The organism is Clostridiaceae bacterium (assembly GCA_012840395.1).
In the GTDB taxonomy this organism is placed as follows: Bacteria; Bacillota; Clostridia; order Acetivibrionales; family DULL01; genus DULL01.
Genome location: DULL01000110.1, coordinates 1 through 18,342 on the forward strand (window position 1 = coordinate 1; position 18,342 = coordinate 18,342).

15 protein-coding genes, 2 tRNA genes and 1 other RNA gene are annotated in these 18,342 nt (G+C 35.1%); 16 read left to right on the forward strand and 2 right to left on the reverse strand.

From position 1 onward, the window contains the following. Positions 1 to 460: 460 nt before the first annotated feature. The 4 genes from GXX20_11910 to GXX20_11925 all read left to right on the forward strand — a co-directional run bounded on the left by GXX20_11910 (position 461) and on the right by GXX20_11925 (position 3,720). A complete protein-coding gene (locus tag GXX20_11910) occupies positions 461 to 2,263 on the forward strand; it encodes a DNA primase (protein ID HHW32356.1) in 1,803 nt (600 codons plus the stop codon). A gap of 27 nt (positions 2,264 to 2,290) precedes the next feature. Continuing rightward, positions 2,291 to 3,370, forward strand: a complete 1,080-nt coding sequence (gene rpoD, locus GXX20_11915; protein HHW32357.1) for an RNA polymerase sigma factor RpoD — start codon at positions 2,291 to 2,293, stop codon at positions 3,368 to 3,370. Positions 3,371 to 3,564: 194 nt separating this feature from the next. Then, positions 3,565 to 3,640 (forward strand) — tRNA-Asn (locus GXX20_11920). A 3-nt stretch (positions 3,641 to 3,643) separates the two neighbouring features. Then, positions 3,644 to 3,720: transfer RNA gene (locus tag GXX20_11925), tRNA-Ile, on the forward strand. A 54-nt stretch (positions 3,721 to 3,774) separates the two neighbouring features. On the opposite strand, the gene GXX20_11930 is transcribed toward GXX20_11925, so the two are convergent. Then, positions 3,775 to 3,954 (reverse strand): hypothetical protein, encoded by a 180-nt coding sequence (locus tag GXX20_11930; protein ID HHW32358.1) that lies wholly within the window; start codon positions 3,952 to 3,954, stop codon positions 3,775 to 3,777. A gap of 180 nt (positions 3,955 to 4,134) precedes the next feature. Between GXX20_11930 and GXX20_11935 the strand changes: the two genes are divergently transcribed. From GXX20_11935 to GXX20_11960, 6 genes are all read left to right on the forward strand, one after another. Continuing rightward, a complete protein-coding gene (locus tag GXX20_11935) occupies positions 4,135 to 4,824 on the forward strand; it encodes an SAM-dependent methyltransferase (protein HHW32359.1) in 690 nt (229 codons plus the stop codon). Between the two features lie 105 nt (positions 4,825 to 4,929). After that, positions 4,930 to 5,703, forward strand: a complete 774-nt coding sequence (locus GXX20_11940; GenBank protein HHW32360.1) for a Nif3-like dinuclear metal center hexameric protein — start codon at positions 4,930 to 4,932, stop codon at positions 5,701 to 5,703. Positions 5,704 to 5,765: 62 nt separating this feature from the next. After that, positions 5,766 to 6,116: RNase P RNA component class A (gene rnpB, locus GXX20_11945), an RNA gene on the forward strand. A 66-nt stretch (positions 6,117 to 6,182) separates the two neighbouring features. Further along, entirely contained in the window at positions 6,183 to 6,731 is a 549-nt protein-coding gene (gene yfcE / locus GXX20_11950) for a phosphodiesterase (protein HHW32361.1), read from the forward strand. A 241-nt stretch (positions 6,732 to 6,972) separates the two neighbouring features. Further along, positions 6,973 to 7,704 (forward strand): translocation-enhancing protein TepA, encoded by a 732-nt coding sequence (locus GXX20_11955; protein ID HHW32362.1) that lies wholly within the window; start codon positions 6,973 to 6,975, stop codon positions 7,702 to 7,704. Then, the gene (locus GXX20_11960) at positions 7,701 to 7,913 is read left to right on the forward strand and encodes a hypothetical protein (GenBank protein ID HHW32363.1); all 213 of its coding nucleotides are present in this window, start codon (positions 7,701 to 7,703) and stop codon (positions 7,911 to 7,913) included. Before GXX20_11955 ends, GXX20_11960 begins: the two co-directional genes overlap by 4 nt. A 59-nt stretch (positions 7,914 to 7,972) precedes the next feature. Here the strand turns inward: GXX20_11960 and GXX20_11965 are convergent, their stop codons facing one another. Further along, on the reverse strand, positions 7,973 to 10,108 hold the full coding sequence (locus tag GXX20_11965; protein HHW32364.1) for a methyl-accepting chemotaxis protein: 2,136 nt from the start codon (positions 10,106 to 10,108) through the stop codon (positions 7,973 to 7,975). A gap of 222 nt (positions 10,109 to 10,330) precedes the next feature. On the opposite strand from GXX20_11965, the gene GXX20_11970 reads away from it, so the two are divergent. The 6 genes from GXX20_11970 (at position 10,331) to GXX20_11995 (ending at position 18,328) form a co-directional block, all read left to right on the forward strand. After that, the gene (locus GXX20_11970) at positions 10,331 to 12,712 is read left to right on the forward strand and encodes a DNA translocase FtsK (GenBank protein HHW32365.1); all 2,382 of its coding nucleotides are present in this window, start codon (positions 10,331 to 10,333) and stop codon (positions 12,710 to 12,712) included. A 144-nt stretch (positions 12,713 to 12,856) separates the two neighbouring features. Further along, positions 12,857 to 14,428, forward strand: a complete 1,572-nt coding sequence (gene rny / locus GXX20_11975; GenBank protein HHW32366.1) for a ribonuclease Y — start codon at positions 12,857 to 12,859, stop codon at positions 14,426 to 14,428. Between the two features lie 78 nt (positions 14,429 to 14,506). Then, positions 14,507 to 15,289, forward strand: coding sequence for a TIGR00282 family metallophosphoesterase (locus GXX20_11980; protein ID HHW32367.1), 783 nt, complete (start codon positions 14,507 to 14,509; stop codon positions 15,287 to 15,289). Between the two features lie 126 nt (positions 15,290 to 15,415). Further along, entirely contained in the window at positions 15,416 to 15,679 is a 264-nt protein-coding gene (locus tag GXX20_11985) for a stage V sporulation protein S (protein ID HHW32368.1), read from the forward strand. A 40-nt stretch (positions 15,680 to 15,719) separates the two neighbouring features. Further along, positions 15,720 to 16,562, forward strand: coding sequence for a peptidoglycan editing factor PgeF (gene pgeF, locus GXX20_11990; GenBank protein ID HHW32369.1), 843 nt, complete (start codon positions 15,720 to 15,722; stop codon positions 16,560 to 16,562). 29 nt (positions 16,563 to 16,591) lie between these two features. Further along, the gene (locus GXX20_11995; GenBank protein HHW32370.1) at positions 16,592 to 18,328 is read left to right on the forward strand and encodes a peptide ABC transporter substrate-binding protein; all 1,737 of its coding nucleotides are present in this window, start codon (positions 16,592 to 16,594) and stop codon (positions 18,326 to 18,328) included. The last annotated feature ends 14 nt before the right edge of the window (positions 18,329 to 18,342 follow it).

Here is an 18,342-nt window from a genome sequence, read left to right on the forward strand (position 1 = left end):
AGGGGTGCTCGCAATGGAGTTTTTCCATTTTATGCGGGGTTTTTTAAGTTCCGGAACGCTCGGTTTTCATTGTACCAAAAACACCCCGAGAGAAGCAAGTTTCTGGATGGCCTGCTTTAATACGCACTTTTGAGTGTATAAAGCAGGCTATATTTTTATCCAAAAAACAATTCAATTAAAAATAATATGCTTTTATAATTTATGTAATGTATATAAAATACAAATATGGAATAAAATATCATAAAAAATATCTATATTTAAAGGATAATTAAGGGTATATATAGAATATATAATACAGCACAAGAGTTTAATAAGAAACCTGAGTAATAATTATGCCGATAAAAAAGAAGGATTATTGCTAAAAATGTCGAACAATTAATAATACATATTTAGAAAAAATTAAAAAAATATTTAGAAAGGTATGTGAGGATATTTATAAAGAAAATATTCCAGAATGTTAATGTATGGGTATTTTTCAGAAGAGGTAATTGAAGAAATTAAATTAAGAAACGATATTGTGGACGTAGTATCTGAATATGTGAAGATTGAAAAAAAAGGTAAAGACTTTTTTGGACTTTGTCCCTTCCACAAAGAAAAAACTCCGTCTTTCAGTGTAGTACCTTCAAAACAGATATTTTACTGTTTTGGATGTGGAAAGGGTGGAAATGTAATTCATTTTATTATGAATGCTGAAAACCTTGACTATGTGGAAGCTGTCAGATTACTTGCGGAAAGAGCCAATATTCAGATAGCAGAGGTTGAAAGCAGGGAAGAGAAGCTAAAGGCTAAACTGAGGCAGGAAATATTGAATATAAATGTTGAGGCTGCCAGATTTTTCTTTGAAAACTTAAATTCTGCCCAGGGAGAAAAAGCAAAAAAATATCTGGAAAAAAGAAATATTCAGGAACATATTGTCAGGAGGTTTGGATTAGGTTATTCACCTGAGGAATGGGACAAGTTGTTTTTATTCTTGGAAAATAAAAAATTTTCTAAAGAATCCATTGTAAAAAGTGGTTTAGTATTAAAAAACAGAAAAGGAGGTTATTACGACAGATTTAGAGGAAGATTGATGTTCCCTATTTTCGATTTGAGAGGGAATGTAATAGGTTTTGGTGGAAGAGTTTTGGATTCTTCAATGCCTAAATATATGAATTCGCCGGAAACCATTGTCTATAATAAGGGAAGAAACCTATATGCATTAAACTTTGCCAGGAAGTCAAATGAAAAAAGTATTATTATGGTTGAAGGTTATATGGACGCAATATCTCTTCATCAACATGGGATTACAAATACTGTCGCATCACTGGGAACAGCTCTTACTGAAACTCAGGGGCGGCTGCTGAAAAAATATGCCGATGAAGTTATTGTTGCTTTCGATTCAGATACAGCAGGCCAGGCTGCCACATTAAGAAGCCTGGAATTACTGGATAGTATTGGTTGCAATGTGAAAATACTTACTTTGCCTCAAGGTAAAGACCCTGATGAATATATCAGGAGCAATGGAGCAGAAGAATTTAGAAAACTGGTAAAGAATTCTCTCTCCGTTGTAGAATTTAGAATAAAAACCATAAAAAAGGAGACAGATACAGAAACAACTGAAGGGAAAATTAAGTTCTTGGATATGGCTGCAGAAGTTTTGTCTAAGATTGATAATAATATAGAAAAAGAAATGTATGTAAAAAAAATAGCCAGTGAATACGGTATTAGTGAAGAATCTATTTTATTGGAGATAGATAAAAAAATAAGAGCAAAAAATTATAGGAAATTAGCTGTTAGAACAAATAATAATGTAAGAAATATCATACAAAAAAAATCACTGGATAAAATGGCAGAAAAACAAATACAAGATGAAAGGATATTCCTTGTATTATTATGTATAGATAATGGACTTTTCCGGAATCTTAGAGATAGAATTAATATTAATTTGTTCACAGATGAACAAAACAAAAGAATAGCAGAAATAGTTTTTAGCAGGCTTGAAAATGAAAGAGAAATTACGCCTGATGAATTATTGGATATTGCAGGAGTAGATTTAGCACATATTTTTGCAGAAATTATTAGCGAATTAAGCCATTGCGATGATATATATAAGGCAATTATGGGAAAGATTACAAGTATGGAAATGTACCATATAAAAAACAGACAAAAACAAATAGTTAGTGTTTTGGAAAACCAAACAGGATTGACAGAAGGAGATGTTGAAAAATTAAAACAGGAATTACTACAACTTACATTATTAATAAAGAATCGAAAAAACAAATGATATTATTAGAGAAAGGAGGGGTAATTCTTGAGCGCGAAAAATGATAACAGGAAAGCTATACTTAAAGATCTGATTGAAAGAGGAAGAGCAAAAGGCATGCTTACCTATAAAGAAATAATGGATGCTTTTGAAGAAGTAGAGCTTGAACCTGAACAGATTGAAAAAATATATGAAACTATAGAAGCAGTTGGTATAGATATAGTTGGAGATATAGATGATGAAATTGAAGATTTGCAAGAGCAGGAAATAGATTTAGATATGACTCTGCCGGAAGGAGTAAGTATTGACGATCCGGTAAGAATGTATCTTAAAGAGATAGGAAAGGTACCCCTTTTATCTGCTGATGAAGAAATTGAGCTGGCTAAAAGAATGGAAAAAGGAGATACAGAAGCAAAGCGCAGATTGGCGGAGGCTAACTTAAGGCTTGTCGTAAGTATTGCTAAAAGATATGTAGGTAGGGGTATGCTGTTTCTTGATTTAATTCAGGAAGGTAACCTTGGACTTATAAAAGCTGTAGAAAAATTTGATTATAGAAAAGGCTATAAATTTAGCACATATGCTACATGGTGGATAAGACAAGCAATAACCAGGGCTATTGCTGATCAGGCAAGAACCATTAGAATACCTGTTCACATGGTAGAAACCATTAATAAACTCATTAGGGTATCCCGCCAGCTATTGCAGGAATTAGGACGAGACCCTCATCCGGAAGAGATAGCCAAGGAAATGGGTATGCCCGTTGAAAAAGTAAGAGAAATAATGAAAATTTCTCAGGAACCTGTATCCTTAGAAACCCCAATTGGTGAAGAGGAGGATAGCCATCTGGGCGATTTTATTCCTGACGACGATGTGCCTGCTCCTGCAGAAGCAGCTGCTTTTACACTCCTCAAGGAGCAACTGATAGATGTACTGGATACACTAACATCCAGGGAAGAAAAAGTCCTTAGGCTTAGATTTGGGCTTGATGACGGTAGGGCAAGAACTCTTGAGGAAGTAGGCAGAGAGTTTAATGTAACAAGAGAAAGGATACGCCAGATTGAAGCAAAAGCATTGAGAAAACTCAGACATCCCAGCAGGAGTAAAAAGCTGAAGGATTATCTGGACTGAGTATAAACTGCTTTTTCAAGCCAAGAATTTAAAGGAATAGCGAAATAAAACAAGAATTAATTAGCAATAATATTCTAATTTAAGTAAAAAGCATAATGAAAGAAAAAAAACTCTTGACCTTGAGGCTTTACACAAGTATAATATATTTTGTGCCGGCGACGTGATAACATAAGTTTGAATCCGGCACATAACATTCCTCAATAGCTCAGTCGGTAGAGCATGCGGCTGTTAACCGCAGGGTCGTAGGTTCGAGTCCTACTTGAGGAGCCAAAAGGGCCTTTAGCTCAGTTGGTTAGAGCAACCGGCTCATAACCGGTCGGTCCGGGGTTCGAGTCCCTGAAGGCCCACCAAGGAATTTAATATTGTTTTGTTCACGATATATAATTAATAGGAAGCTTTGCTTCTTATTTTTTTTCTGTTAAATTATCGAAATCATCGTTTCCCCAGAGTTGAGATGAAATGGCGGATGAACTTTTTTTACTTAACTTATTTATTAAATTATTTTGCAATCCGGCATTTAAAAAAATTGTTTCCCTTGCTGTTTCAATATCTTTTAATCTGGTTCCTCTAAACTTTTTATTCATAATCCTTGCACCTACTATAATGGTTTTTGTTCCTAATGAGCCCGGGTTTATATAGCAACTTCTTTATTCTATATTGTGCCCAACTATGATAAAATAATAAAAAGAAAAAAGAAAATAATATAAATATTAGTTATTGTTAGCAAAAAACTACAGGAGATTAATGTGACGGCGGTAAAAAGATTGGAGCTTAAGGGAAGATTAAAACTAATATGCGAAAAAGTTCCGCCCTCAGGAACACTATGTGATATAGGTACCGATCATGCTTACATTCCAATATATTTGGTGCAAAAAGGTATTTGTTCCAGGGCAATTGCAACAGATATAAGAGAAGGACCACTTAAAATAGCAAGGGAAAACATAAAAAACCATAATTTGGAGAATAAAATTGAGACCAGGCTTGGATACGGCCTTGAACCAATAAGTATATCAGAGGCTGAAACAATAGTAATTGCAGGTATGGGAGGAAAACTTATTACAGAGATTTTGTCCTCAGAATTCTCTAAATCAGCCAATGCAGGCACTTTAATACTACAGCCCATGAATGCAATAGATCTGGTGCGTGAATACCTTTATACAAATGGTTTTGACATATATGACGAGACTTTAGCTTCCGAGGATAATAAAATATACACCGTTATTAATACCAGATATACTGGTGTAAATCAGCAGTTTACCGACCTGGATTTAATAATAGGGAAAAAAATAATTGAAAAGTCAGATCCACTTCTGGGAAAATATTTAGAGAAAAAAATCAGGCAGGTAGATGTGATAATAAGGGAATTAAAAAATGCCAAAGACAGGAAAGAAGATTTAATCCGGCTGGAAAATCTAAAAGCTTCTTTCCTTAAAATATTGAGGAAATATAGCTAAGAATTAATCACTTAAGATTATATTACTTAAAAAATTACGTTATTAAATTAATATTATTGGCAGGTGATTGCAATTAGCAGAAAGTGTTGGGAAATCATTGAATTCATGGAGGAGATCGCGCCTACAGATCTTGCAGAATCCTGGGATAATGTGGGTTTAGTTATTGGCAGCCCTAATATAGTTGTGAACAAGGTAATGGTATGTCTTGATGTAACTTCCGAGGCTGTAAGAAATGCCGTGGATAATGGGGTAAATCTTATTATCTCCCATCATCCGGTTATATTTAAGGGACTGAAAAGTATAAATTTTGAAACTCCATATGGGGAGTTAATTTATAATATAATAAAGAACCGTATAAACATTTATTCTGCCCATACAAACTATGATTATGCAGATAAAGGGGTAAACCAGCAACTGGCGGAAGCGTTGGAATTGAGGCAAATTAAGCCACTTATGGAAGAGAATAGTTGTACCGGTGCATATTCACGAACATGTGAACTTGTAAAAACAGGTTTGTTGACTAGCCCAATGACAATGGAAGATTTTATATTATACATTAAAGACAAGCTAAACGTCCGAAATGTAAAAGTGGCAGGATGGAGAGAGAAGGCTGTCAGTAAAGTCGCAGTTTTTTGCGGCAGTTATGATCCGGACATACTTGAGGTAGTTATGAATAAATCCGACGTTCTTGTTTCAGGAGATTTAAAATACCACCATGCCATTGAAATATTAGAAAATAAATTCTGTGTTGTGGATGCAGGACATTTTAATACTGAAAAAATAATGGTACCTAATACTGTAAGAATGCTTAGGGAGAATTTTACCGATATCGAAGTTATTTGCCATTATACGGAGGACGATCCATTTAAATACTATTGACATACTACATATAAAACATTATAATATATGCGCCTTCAATAATAAGGCGTAAAATGATTAAATGAGTAAATCAGATGTTCGCATATACTGTACCGAAAGGTCGTATATGAGGAAAGTCCGGGCTCCATAGGGCAGGGTGCCGGGTAACTCCCGGTGAAGGCGACTTCAAGGAAAGTGCAACAGAAATATACCGCCTGCAATTTATTGCATGGTAAGGGTGGAAAGGTGAGGTAAGAGCTCACCAGACAGCATGGTAACTTGCTGTCTCTGTAAACCCCACCTGGAGCAACACCGCATTAGGGATGATGACGCGGCCCGCTAGTCCCGTTTAGGTGGCTTGAGCCATACAGAAATGTATGGCCTAGATAGATGAACATCTAATACAGAACCCGGCTTATAGATTTACTCATATAATATTTGAAAAGGCATCAGCGCGCAAGCTTGATGCCTTTGTAAATACCTTTTGGAGGTTGTTTGAAATGAAACTCTTTATTATTTCCGACATTCATGGTTCATTTTATTACTTGAAAAAAGCTCTTGAAGCATACGAAAAAGAACAGGCAGATTACATACTTATATTAGGTGATATTCTTTATCATGGAGCAAGAAATCCAATTCCTCCTGAATATAATACTCTTCAGGTAGCCACATTACTGAACAAATATTCAAACAGGATTATAGCCGTAAGAGGGAACTGTGATAGTGATGTAGACCTGTTGGTTATTGAGTTTCCGATCGAATCTTTATACTCAACAGTCTTACTTAATGATTTCCGTATTTTTCTTACTCATGGACATATTTATAATGGAGAAAACCTACCAAATTTAAGAACTGGTGATGTTTTATTCCACGGCCATACCCATGTTCCTGTAATAGACCAGAAGAATGGCATATACATTATTAATCCTGGTTCCATTACTTTTCCTAAAGATGGTTATCCAAATTCCTATGGTATTTTACGAGACAATATCGTTGAAATTAAAGATTTAGAGGGTAATGTATTTAAGAGTGTAGAGATAACTAGATAGAGTTACACTCATTAAACAACCATATACCAATGACTTGTTATATTTAATATATTATTGCTAATAATAAAAAAAGCCATTTGAACAAAAGAATAAATACGCTGGATAATAATAAGGCAAAAAGCAAATATTAATTATCTGAGTTAAAAAAAGAATAAGGCAATAATAAAAGCAATAATATATGGAAATATAACAGGGAAGTGATAGATTGGTAAGCGAGAGTAAAGTAACTTTTGATAACCCATTGGCTAAATCAGAAGCAAATGTAATAAAAGACAATACTGAAGAAACTGAGTCAATTAAAGAGTTTGGTACTGCAAGTGTTTCTAATCCAAGGGGAAATATACATTGCCTTACCATAATAGGTCAGATTGAAGGGCATATAATTCTGCCTCCCCAGAATAAAAGTACAAAATATGAACATGTTATACCTCAACTTGTTGCCATTGAAGAAAGCCAGGAAATAGACGGGCTTCTTCTTATATTGAATACAGTGGGCGGCGATGTTGAGGCAGGCCTTGCAATAGCCGAAATGATAGCCAGTATGTCTAAACCAAGTGTTTCTCTGGTTCTCGGAGGAGGACACAGTATAGGTGTTCCAATGGCTGTGTCAACAAAATACTCATTTATTGCTCCATCGGCAACCATGACCATACACCCCATCAGGCTCAGCGGTCTTATCATAGGTGTGCCTCAGGCTTATGAATACTTTGACAGAATGCAGGAAAGAGTGGTTCAATTTGTTTCTAAAAATTCTAAAATATCAAAAGAAAAATTTCGGGAGCTAATGATGAAAACAGGAGAGCTTGCAAATGATGTAGGAACGGTTCTGTTTGGTGAAGAAGCCGTGAAATACGGGATAATTTCTGAAGTTGGTGGATTGTCAAATGCTTTGGAAAAATTGTATTCATTAATCGATGAACACAAGAAAAGAAAAAACATATATATAAATAATGATAAAGGTGAGTTACAGTGATACTATATTCGGTGATTCCTGCAGAGAAAGTGTTTGAGGGGTATACTGAAAACAATGTAAAGGAATTTGTGGAATTGGATTATAGAGGAGAAAAAATATTAGCTGCAGCTATGGGAAATGGTGAATATATGATTTCAAGAATAATCAGTACTTCACCAAAAGTCTACTTGGATCCAAAGCTGCAGCCGGGCACTATTATACGATTATAAGGCAACAGGAGGAGATTTTTCAGCAGCAGAAAAATTCTCTTACCTTATAATTTTTATTTTTATAAAATCTTAAATTTATTTATTTCATCAGACAATTTTTGTGCTTCCTGACCAAGCTCATATGCATTGGCTGCCAACTGTTCTATGCTTGATAACTGCTCTTGCGTTGATGCGGTGATTTCTTCAGTGGAAGCAGCTGTTTCTTCTGACACGGCAGAAATATTCTGTATGGACTGAAGTGATAAATCTTTTTCCTCTCCGATTTGTGTGATCCTAGCCAGAATATCTTCTAATTTTTCATGTAAAAGTTGCATATGGGAAGCTATATTGTTAAAGGTCGCAACTGTATTTTCAACTGCCTCATTCTGAGAATTAAGAATATCCTGTGAAGCTATTGCCCTTTGATAAACTTTACTGGTCTGCTCTTGGTTACTTGCAATTATTTCGCCTATTTCCCTGGTAGCATTCAAAGATTGCTCTGCAAGTTTTCTGACTTCACCTGCTACAACTGCAAAGCCTCTTCCCGCATCACCTGCACGGGCTGCCTCAATAGCGGCATTTAATGCTAGGAGATTTGTTTGGTCTGCAATTTCATCTATTACCTTAACTATCTTGCCGATAATTTTTGAGTTGCTGTCTAATGCCTGAATATCGGAAATAATTGTGTTTATTATTGCAGTAGTTTCACCGGCCTTTTTATTAAGATCTTCAACAGATACCAGGCCAACTTGAGTAAGATCTAGAGCTTTTTTAGAAACATCATCTATAACCGTTGCGCTTTCATAGACATTATTTATACCTTCAGCCAAATTGCTCATATAAAGGACACTTTGTTCGGCGTCATTAGCCTGGGAAGCAGCTCCTTCAGATATCTCCTGTATTGCTCGGGATACTTCCTGGGAAACAGCCGAAACTTGCTGGGAGGTATCGGATACAGTTATTGCGTATTCCTTAACTCTGTTGGAAATAATCATTGTTTGTTTAATTAAATTGCTCATATTCTGTATCATATAAGCTATACTTTTTGTAAGTACACCAAACTCATCCCTGCGTTTTGTCTGAGGTATTTCAGTCAGGTCACCTGATGCCGCCTTAGTAATTGACTTGATTATGCTGTTAATTGACTTGTTCATGCTTAAAGCTGTAATAGATCCCAGTACAATTGAAAATAGTACTGCAATAATTACAAGGACAGTAGTAAAAACTGCAATTCTCCTGGTCTGAGAATATAATTCCGAGAGAGGGACAACGCCTAGAATAATAAACCCGGTCTTTCCGATTTTATAAAATGTTATAAGATGATCTTTACCTTTGTATCCATGAATAAATGAACCACTCACTTCTTCTCCATTACGAATTGACTGGAAAAAATCCTGCTCGTGAATATTAACGTCATGAGTATCATTACTGTTTTCTTCACTGAAAATATGATAAACATCCTGATTGTCAGGACTTATTAAATGGATTTCACTATTATTTCCTAATTGAATTTCTTCTAATAAATTTTTTATGATATCTGATTTAATATCAATGTAAAGCATTGCCAGTAATTCCCCGGTAGATAAATTTTTTATTGGTCTTACCAGAGACATAGGATATTTCATGCTGGTGTAATTTGTCCGTTTATTATCAATTTCAGGATGGCTCCCCAACCAGAAAGCTTTGCCGCCGGCATCAATGATTTCCTTTAAATTTGCCGTTCCTATTATAGAGTCCAAAGTTAATTGATAATTTGAATATCCGGAAGTAGTATAGGTTTTGGAATTATTGGCAACAATCACAATATCAGCAATATATTTATTAGCCATATAAATACCTGACAAAAACTTATCTACGTTACCCCTTGCTGTTATTAACTCATAAGCATTGATTTCAGCTTCCATAGAGTAATATTTTTGAACATCTGCATTTGTAAAAATTTGCATTGATATTGATTCTATATTATCGATAAGAACGCTAAGATATTTTTCTGACTGTTTCATAGTCTGTATTGTAGAATTTTCAGCTACTGTAGTAACTGCTTCCGAGGCTTGCTTGTAGGAAATTGTTCCTAGTAAAATAATTGGAATTATTAGAGCTAAAGAAATTGCAACTAGTTTTATGCCGATTTTATTTAGGTTATTCAGTCCTTTAACTTTAATCGGATTTTTGAATTTCCTAATAAAATTTCCAGGCTTATTAATTGCTACTTTCATAATTATAATACCCTCTTTCGTTATATGATTAACAATACTTAATAAATGTATCCGGAAAGAGTTAAGGCATCCGGGTAAAGTAATAATAGAATATAGCTTTAAATTATGATATATTAGGTATAAACATATCACTATTTATATCGGAAGATTTAGTTAGTTAATTAACAGCAGAAGTCAACATAATTTAACAAAAGATAACATAATATTTATGGAGGTGTTGTAGTGAAATCTGTTAAGATACATAAGAAAAAATATAAACGAAAGAAAGAAGGGAAAAAGCACAATTACAACCAGGAAATTCTGGGGGTTGTTGTACTTGCCCTGGGAATTCTGACTTTCTTAAGTGTTTATTTTAATAACTCAATAGGTGTATTTGGTGTATTTATAAAAGGAGTTTTTTCAGGTTTTATGGGAATAACCTCCTATTTATTGCCTCCAGTTATAATTGTTTACTCGGTATTTATGATTTTCAAGAAAAACAGTCCTCAGTTTAACCTTAAGATTATGTATTTAATAATACTTTTTGTGCTTATCTCGGCAATTATACAGGTGGGTTATTATAAAGAGATAGATTATAGCAATAAAACGTTTATAAAAAGTATTGAAAAGCTTTATGCGGACGGTATGAATCTGTCAGGAGGCGGAGTTTTAGGAGGAATGCTTACACTGCCTCTGATGATATACTTCAAAAACCTTGGCACTATAATTATATTGACTACTGCATCAATTATAGACGTTATGTTGCTGACCAACATATCTGTTGCAGGCCTATTGAAAGGTATTAAAAACCTATTTGTTAAGAAGGGTACTTCTGCGGTAAAAAATACTACTTTAAGCCAAGAAGAAGAAAGAAAAATTACTGTTGATGATTTAAAAGACTATTATTTTGAAACCGATGAGATTGGTTATACTGATATGTTAGAACAGAAGCACAATACTAAACCCAAAATAATTGATTTCAAGATTGAGAAGGATAACAGGTCGGTTAAAAGTAAAGAAAAATCTGGAAGAATATATAATGAGAATGATATAGGAAATGCAGAAAATATAAATAATGAAAGAAATAATGAAAGCGAGAAAGCAAAGATAGATAGGAAAAAAGGTGAGGAAATATTTCAGCAGGAAATTAATAAATCGCTGGCAAAACGTAAGACAGGAGGACTATATCAATATCCCAAAATTGAATTTCTTAAATCTGCTGAAAACAGCAAGAATATCAGAGCTTATAAAGCACAAGCTTTAGAAGGTGCCAAAATACTTGAGGATACTCTCAAAAGTTTCGGTGTTGATGCCCGAGTAATAAATATAAGCAGAGGTCCCACAGTTACCCGCTATGAGCTGCAGCCCAATGTTGGCGTAAAGGTAAGCAAAATTGTAAATCTTGCTGATGACATTGCGTTAAACCTGGCAGCTCCGGGAGTAAGGATTGAAGCTCCCATACCAGGAAAAGCAGCAGTTGGCATAGAAGTGCCAAATAAGGAAATAACTCCTGTACTGCTTAGAGAGGTTATTGAATCCGAAGAATTCATGAACCATTCCTCAAAACTTGCTTTTGCCTTAGGAAAAGATATCTCGGGAGAGTGTATAATAGCCGATATTTCCAAGATGCCCCACTTACTTATTGCAGGAGCCACAGGATCTGGTAAAAGCGTTTGTATAAACTGCCTGATAATGAGCCTTTTATATAAAGCTTCACCTGAGGAAGTCAAGTTTCTTATGATTGATCCGAAAGTAGTGGAATTAGGAATTTACAATGGAATACCTCATTTACTTATACCGGTAGTAACTGATCCCAGGAAAGCTGCGGGGGCGCTGAACTGGGCCGTTCAGGAAATGGTTAACAGGTATAAGCTTTTTGCTGAAAAATCGGTGAGAGATATGAATGGATATAATGATTTATTACGGAGGAATGGTGAAGAAGGAATACTACCTAATATAGTAATAATTATAGACGAGCTTGCTGATTTAATGATGGTGGCGCCTAATGATGTTGAGGACGCCATATGCAGGTTGGCACAAATGGCAAGAGCTGCTGGTATGCATCTTGTTATAGCTACCCAGAGGCCTTCTGTGGATGTAATTACAGGAGTTATAAAGGCAAACATACCCTCGAGAATATCCTTTGCGGTATCTTCTCAGGTTGACTCAAGAACAATACTTGATATGGGGGGAGCTGAAAAACTTCTTGGTAAAGGAGATATGCTTTACCATCCCATTGGTAAAGCAAAACCAATCAGGTTGCAAGGAGCATTTGTATCGGAATCTGAAGTTGAAAAAACTGTAGAGTTTCTGAAAGAACAGGGTAAGACTGAATATGACAATGACATAATAGAAGAAATTAATAAAGAAAATGTTCCAGATAATAATATATCTGAAAAAGTAGATGAAATATTGCCCAAAGCTATTGAATTGGTTATAGAAACAGGGCAGGCTTCAGTATCTTTGATTCAAAGGAAGTTTAAGGTTGGATATGCAAGGGCAGGAAGAATAATAGATCAGATGGAAGAAAGAGGAATTATCGGAGGCCCTGACGGAAGCAAACCAAGGCAGATATTAATCAGCAAACAGCAGTGGCAGGAAATGCAAATGTTCCAGGAAAAGTAGAAATGCAGAAAAGTCAGGAAAAGCAGGTTAAACGAGGCTGGTAAATGATTCTTGACATAAAAATTAAAAAAGCTTACAATTAATCTATGCTTGTGACAGCTATTATTGAATATGCAATAAATTGATGAACATTGAAAACTGCATATGGGGAGGTGCATTAATATAGAATTTTTTATTGGACTGCTAATTGGATTGATAATAGCAGCAGTTGCTTCAATTATAGCTTTTAGATGGGGAATTGAATCTCGAAAAAGAAAAGCTGAAGCCGAGATAGGAAGTGCTGAACAGGAAGCACAGAGAATATTGGCAGAAGCTCAAAAAGTTGGCGAAAGTAAAAAAAGAGAGGCACTTCTTGAAGCTAAGGAGGAAATCCATAGAAGTAGGGTAGAGCTAGACAGAGAGATTAAAGAGAGAAGAATTGAGATTCAAAGATTGGAAAGACGATTGCTTCAAAAGGAAGAAACCCTAGATAGAAAAGTTGAGTTGCTGGAACAAAAAGAAGAAGTCCTGAACAGGAAAAACCGCGAAATTCAGACAGCTCAGGAAAAGATCAATGAAATACTACAGAAGCAAGTAATGGAGCTAGAAAGGATTTCAGGGTTAACAGTTGATGAAGCCAAACAATATCTTCTAAAGAATGTTGAGGATGAAGTAAAGCACGAGATGGCAATGATGATTAAAGATTTGGAAACTCGTGCAAAAGAAGAATCAGATAGAAAGGCCAAAGAAATAATTGCATGTGCAATTCAAAAATGTGCTGCCGACCATGTATCTGAAGTTACTGTTTCGGTGGTACCTCTTCCTAATGATGAAATGAAGGGTAGAATAATTGGACGTGAGGGTAGAAACATCAGAACTCTTGAGACATTAACAGGGATTGACCTGATAATTGATGATACACCTGAAGCGGTAATTTTATCCGGGTTTGACCCAATTAGAAGGGAAATAGCAAGAATAACTCTTGAAAAGCTGATTCTTGACGGAAGAATTCATCCTGCAAGGATTGAAGAGATGGTGGAGAAAGCCAAGAAAGAAGTAGAGAATACTATACGCCAGGAAGGTGAAAATGCAACATTTGAAACCGGTGTTCATGGCTTGCACCCCGAGATTGTTAAACTGCTTGGAAAGCTCAGATTCAGGACAAGTTACGGACAAAATGTTCTGAATCATTCAATAGAAGTTTCATTCTTAGCTGGCTTAATGGCAGCCGAATTGGGTGTTGACGTACTACTGGCTAAGAGAGCAGGATTACTTCATGATATAGGTAAGGCTGTTGATCATGAGGTTGAAGGATCACATGTTACTATTGGAGCAGAAATCGCAAAGAAATATAAAGAAGGGCCTGAGGTAATAAATGCAATATTAGCACATCACGGGGATATTGAAGCAAACAATATTATATCAATACTTGTACAGGCAGCAGACTCAATTTCAGCAGCAAGGCCTGGTGCAAGAAGAGAGACATTGGAATCATATATTAAGAGAATAGAAAAATTAGAAGAAATTGCCAACTCTTTCCCTGGTGTTGAAAAATCCTTTGCAGTACAGGCCGGCAGAGAAATTAGAATTATCGTTAAACCAGAGGATGTTTCTGATGATGAAATAATTCTAAAGGCTCGTGAAATTGTTCAGAAGATAGAAAATGAACTGGAATACCCTGGACAAATAAAAGTTAATGTAATAAGAGAAACAAGAGCAATTGAGTATGCTAAGTAATTAATGATTAAATAACTATAACATAAAGGGCGTGATTTAACACGCCCTTTATGTTATTATAATATAAGGTGATAAATATTGAACATATTATTTATTGGAGATATTTTCGGAAATCCGGGGAGAAAAATCTCAAAAGAGGTTCTTCCTTCACTAATAAGAGAATATAATATAGATTTCTGTATTGCAAACGGAGAAAATGCTGCAGGTGGTTCAGGCATTACTTACACTGTAGCTCAGGAATTGTATAAACTGGGGATAGATGCTATAACCCTGGGCAATCACACATGGTCAAAAAAAGAGATAATAAATTTCATTGATTCTGATAAAAAAATAATAAGACCTGCCAATTACCCACTGGAATCACCTGGCAGAGGATCCGCAGTTATTGAAAAAAAAGAGTTGAAAATAGGTGTAGTGAATGTATTAGGCAGAGTATACATGGATATTGTTGATTGCCCATTTAAAGCTGCTGACAGGGAAATAGAGTATCTGAAGCAGTTTGTGAAAATTGTTCTGGTTGATATACATGCTGAGGCTACCTCGGAAAAGGCTGCATTGGCATGGTATCTTGACGGTAGGGTAAGCTGTGTATATGGAACTCATACTCATGTTCAGACTTCAGATGAGCGGATTCTTCCTTGCGGAACCAGTTTTATTACTGATGTGGGTATGACAGGCCCTTATGATGGAATTCTTGGAGTAGACAGGAACATAATAATTGAAAGGTTTTTGACCCATTTACCTGCAAAATTCGAGGTTGCTAAAGGCAAAGCACAATTTAATGGTATTGTTGCCGATATAGATGATAATACCGGTAAAACCAGGAGAGTAAAAAGAATAACAATAATACGGGATGTTTAAAAAATATAACAAATAAATTATACAATATATAATTCAATATTAACTAAAAAAAGGATTTTTGCCTTCTATGTAGAATAAACTAATGGTATACACCAAGATGACGTAGGAGGTAGTATAATTATGGAAATGGATGTATTAAGAGCATCAGCCAAGTCTTCACCTAATGCTTTGGCAGGAGCTTTAGCAGCTGTTATTCGTGAGAAAGGATCTGCTGAAATTCAGGCAATAGGAGCAGGCTCAATAAACCAGGCTATAAAAGCAGTTGCAATAGCCAGGGGATTTGTTGCGCCTACAGGGATAGAACTTATTTGTATTCCCGCTTTTATTGATATTAATATTGATGGTGAAATAAAAACCGGTATAAAGTTAATAGTGGAACCACGGAAATAACTGAATAAAGCTCATGGAATGTTTATAAGGAGTAGAAGGTTTGCAATTAAAAAGATTCGCAGATAATGACAGCATAATATTTACTAATAAAGATGGCCTGGTATATTTGCAGTTTACAAATTTAAAAAAATATGATAATGCTATTATTCACTGTTTTACAACCAGGCTCGGGGGTGTAAGTAAAGATTCCTGCTTCTCCTTGAATCTTGGTGACAAGTTTTATGATAGCATTAAAAATGTTGAAGAAAATTTTGAACGAATATGCAGGGCTATCGGTATTAAAAAAGACAGCCTGGTTTTTTCCAATCAGGTTCATGGGACAAACATAAGAAAAGTTGGAGAAAAAGATAAAAATAAAAAAATTGAAGACAGAAGAAAGACAGAACCCCATGATGGATTGATGACTAACGTCAGAGGCATATCCCTTGTTACATTCTATGCTGACTGTGTACCTGTTCTTTTTTATGACCATAACAAAAAAGTAATAGCAATGGCACATTCAGGATGGAGAGGTACTGTATCTGAGATTGCAGCTGAAACTGTGAAAAAGCTTGCAGAAGAGTATCATTGTGATCCGGATAATTTGGAGGTGGCAATAGGACCCTCCATAGGAAAGTGCTGTTTCGAAGTTGGTGAGGATGTATACTTTCAATTTCTGGACAGACTTCATTGGAGCGAAGCCTATTGCAGAAAAACAGGTGAAAAAAAGTGGCATATTGACCTTCAGGGAATTGTAAGGCAATCTCTTATAAATACAGGAGTAAGAAGGGAAAATATATGTACTGCAAACATTTGTACAAAATGTAATAAAGATATTTTTTATTCCCATAGGGGTGATAACGGAAAAACAGGTAGTTTGGCTGCAATTATGAAAATAATATAAATATGATGACATAGTTGTAGGAGTAGCATATGAACAGAAAACCATACCGCAATATACCTGTAATTGCTATTATACTTGTTGTAATGTTTATTATGGTTTCCTGCCAACAATTGTATAATAGTAGTGAAAATATTAATAATAGTCCAGGTGCGAGCAGAGATACCCAGTATGTTCTTTCTGGCAATACCAGTAAAAATAGTGACTCTGTTTTAGATATGGGTCCTGTAAAAGGTGGAGTATTAAGAATTTTTAGTACTGACCCAGACACTTTAAATCCCATAATAACAAATAACAAATATGTAAAAGATTTTTCTGGTTTTATTTTTGAAAGTCTTGTTGCATTGGACAAAAATCAAAAACCTGTTCCTCTTCTTTCTGAGAGCTGGGAAGTTTCTAATAATGGACTGATATGGACTTTTCATATAAGAGATAATGTCTATTGGCACGATAAACAAAAATTCACAGCCTATGATGTAGAATATACCTTTGATTATATATTAAAGAACAGCATTTATACTACATATAAAGATAATTTGCAGAACGTAACTACTTTTGCCGCCGTTGATGAAAAAAATTTCAGGATAGTACTCAGCAAGCCAAATTCCTTCACGGCAGAACTTATGACTTTTCCTATATTGCCAAAACACCTTTCAGATAAAAACTCGGTCATAATGTCAAAGGAATATAAGCCTGTTGGAACAGGGCCTTTTAAATACTTATCATATAAAGAAAATGAGAGGATTTTATTGGAAGCTAATTCAGATTGGTGGTATTCTGCGGACATTGAGGATACCAGTGAAAAGCTTCCTTATATTGATCAAATCTACATCGAGTTATATGATAATTCCGCTTATGCAGTGGGAGCTTTCCAAACCCGTGATGTGGATGTAAATTTTAATGAGACAGTAGATTATGACAAGTATTATGGAAGGTATGATCTTACAATAAAAAAATATACAGGAAACAGATTTGAATTTGTATCCTTTAATTTGGATAATCCCATATTGTCTGATGTTAAAGTCAGACAGGCTATTAATTATGCTGTTAATAAAGAAAAGATAATCGGAAAGCTTCTTCCTGAAAAAGCAGTGGCATCAGATTTTCCCATTGTTCCGGGAAGCTGGCTTAATGATTCAAATATAGTTGCATATGAGCCAAGTATTACAAAGGCAAAAAAAATACTGGAAGAGGCTGGATGGAAAGAAGAAAACAGTATTTTTTATAAGTGGATAAACTGGGCAAAGAGACCGTTAAAACTAGAATTACTGGTAAATGAAGATAATGATTTAAGGAAATTAATTGCATATGAGATTAAAGAACAGCTGGCTGAAGCAGGTTTTGATATACAGGTTAAAGAAATGAAGTGGGAAGAATTAATTAAAAAAGTTGATAAAAAAGATTATGACATGGTTATTATGGGTTGTTCTGCACCGTCAGTTCCGGATATATCATTTCTATATTCCACTCCTTATCTACCGGACAATTCTTCTCCTGAATCTCTCAGAGGAAGGAATATAGCTGGTTATAGCAATCCAATGGTAGATAAATACATAGAGAGAATTTATTCGGAGCACGATGATGAAAGGAAAAAAGCACTGTTCATAAATATGAGAAATATTATTATAGAGGATGTTCCATATCTTGTTTTATTTTTCTACAATGATGCGGTACTTTTAAATAGAAATATGAGCGGCAATATTCAACCTCATGCCTGGAACAAGTTTAGCAATATAGCCAGATGGTATATTCCACGCCTTTACAACTAACAAGTATCAATGTA